Here is a 2,500-nt window from a genome sequence, read left to right as displayed (position 1 = left end):
TTCGTGGGCCTGAAGATGTGTGACGGATGGCGGAAGTTGTGTGTTCTTATTGGATTGAACATGCAGCCAAGTTGTCCCAGGAAATAGCCTCTTCATATAGACCGTACCCGAAACCGACACAGGTGGTCAGGTAGAGTATACCAAGGCGCTTGAGAGAAGTATCCTGAAGGAACTCGGCAAATTGCCTCCGTACCTTCGGAAGAAGGAGGCCCCATTATTGCGCAAGCAGTAGTGGGGGGCACAGGCCAGGGGGTAGCGACTGTTTAGCAAAAACACAGGACTCTGCTAAGTCGGCTTCAAGACGACGTATAGGGTCTGACGCCTGCCCGGTGCTGGAAGGTTAAGAGGAGGAGTGCAAGCTCCGAATTGAAGCCCCAGTAAACGGCGGCCGTAACTATAACGGTCCTAAGGTAGCGAAATTCCTTGTCGGGTAAGTTCCGACCTGCACGAATGGCGTAACGACTTCCCCACTGTCTCCAGGATATGCTCAGCGAAATTGAATTCTCCGTGAAGATGCGGAGTACCCGCGGTTAGACGGAAAGACCCCGTGCACCTTTACTGCAGTTTCAGAGTGGCATTAGGAAAGAGTTGTGTAGCATAGGTGGGAGGCTTTGAAGCATTGGCGCCAGCCGATGTGGAGCCATAGGTGAAATACCACCCTGCTGTTTTCTGATGTCTAACCTCGCACCGTTAGCCGGTGTAGGGACCCTCTGTGACGGGTAGTTTGACTGGGGCGGTCGCCTCCTAAAGAGTAACGGAGGCGCGCGATGGTAGGCTCAGGACGGTTGGAAACCGTCTGCGAGAGTGCAATGGCATAAGCCTGCCTGACTGCGAGACTGACGAGTCGAGCAGAGACGAAAGTCGGTCATAGTGATCCGGTGGTCCCTCGTGGAAGGGCCATCGCTCAACGGATAAAAGGTACGCCGGGGATAACAGGCTGATGATTCCCAAGAGCTCATATCGACGGAATCGTTTGGCACCTCGATGTCGGCTCATCACATCCTGGGGCTGGAGCAGGTCCCAAGGGTTTGGCTGTTCGCCAATTAAAGTGGTACGTGAGCTGGGTTCAGAACGTCGCGAGACAGTTTGGTCCCTATCTGCCGTGGGCGTCGATACTTGAAAGGAGTTGCCCCTAGTACGAGAGGACCGGGGTGAACGTGCCTCTGGTGTACCTGTCATCCTGCCAAGGGTGCCGCAGGGTAGCTATGCACGGACGGGATAACCGCTGAAAGCATCTAAGCGGGAAGCCTCCCTTGAGATTAGGTATCTTCGAACCGTCGTAGACCACGACGTTGATAGGCCGGGTGTGGAAGCGCAGTAATGTGTGGAGCTAACCGGTCCTAATAGTTCTGATCATGCTTGAGAGTTCGCACCATCAATGACAGTCCTGCCTGCAGGCTTCGTTGACCGGAAAGAATACTCGAAGCCAGATAGACGCCTCGAATACCAACACATCGATTATAAACCGCCGCACGCAAGCTTCATTGCTTCGTGGTCATAGCGCCTGTGACCCACCCGATCCCATCTCGAACTCGGCCGTGAAACCAGGCAGCGCCGATGGTACTAGTGCAAAAGCACTGGAAGAGTAGGTCGCCGCGAGGCATTGCAGCTTGCGGGCAGCGGAATTAACCCATTCACTTGTCGAAGGGCTGACCCATCAAGGGCGGCCCTTTTGGCGTCTCTGACGCCAACGCCAAACCAGCCCCAACGGGCGAGGCAAGGCAATGGCTGCTCACGCAGCCGCCGGCCACCAAAGCCGGCACATCGGTGACGCGGGATGGAGCAGTCCGGTAGCTCGTCAGGCTCATAACCTGAAGGTCGTTGGTTCAAATCCAACTCCCGCAACCACCTAAAATCTCAAATTAATATCCAATTTCACCTCGCTGTTTGTAGCGAGGCTTTTTGCGTCTGACTTCGCAGGCAAATAACAGGAGGATTGTCGACGTGCGGCGGCATGGACAGCCCCCCCCGGTGCGGGGCACAGAGATGTCCGCTTCTCCTAGGTGGCAAGAAACCCCGTTGGCGTCCGACCGGCCGGGCCCCACTTATCCGGCGCTGGGGGAGCCCTGTCGATGATGGTCGAGTGAAAGGGGCTAGGAGTGCTTTTCCAAGCTTCCGTCCTATGCTTCCGCATAGAGGGATGTGTGCCGGTGCCACCCAGCCGCTCCTTCGCGCCGACATATGCGAACACCTGGCGGCGATCTTCCCCGAGGCGCAACATCCCTCAAGCGACCCTGACTTGATCATGCGGATTTCGAGCATTGACCAATGCAGGAGCATCGCTCGGGATCGTCGGCTGCGAGAGGACACGCAGGTCTCTCCCGCCGACTCGACCTCGAGCGCGGTGAGCGCAATTGCCCTCCATTTAGAAGAGCCGACGCTTTCGGTTCCGCGACATGGCCTCTCGTACAAGCTTTTGCGGGATGATCGTCGGGCGCGGTGTGACAGAGTGGCTCGGTCGGTGGGCGAGGCTCCGAACGGCAGAAGATGAAATGCAGCG

1 tRNA gene and 2 rRNA genes (1 of these 3 cut by a window edge) are annotated in these 2,500 nt (G+C 56.7%); all 3 read left to right on the top strand.

The window, feature by feature from the left end:
• A 23S ribosomal RNA gene (locus KYN89_RS11165) occupies positions 1-1,364 on the top strand; it begins 1,428 nt to the left of the window's first position.
• A gap of 123 nt (positions 1,365-1,487) precedes the next feature.
• Positions 1,488-1,602 (top strand): 5S ribosomal RNA (gene rrf / locus KYN89_RS11160).
• A 169-nt stretch (positions 1,603-1,771) separates the two neighbouring features.
• A tRNA-Met gene (locus tag KYN89_RS11155) sits at positions 1,772-1,848 on the top strand.
• The last annotated feature ends 652 nt before the right edge of the window (positions 1,849-2,500 follow it).

This window comes from Alteriqipengyuania abyssalis (assembly GCF_019857185.1).
Classification (GTDB): Bacteria; Pseudomonadota; Alphaproteobacteria; order Sphingomonadales; family Sphingomonadaceae; genus Alteriqipengyuania; species Alteriqipengyuania abyssalis.
This window is presented reverse-complemented; position numbering and strand designations above follow the sequence as displayed.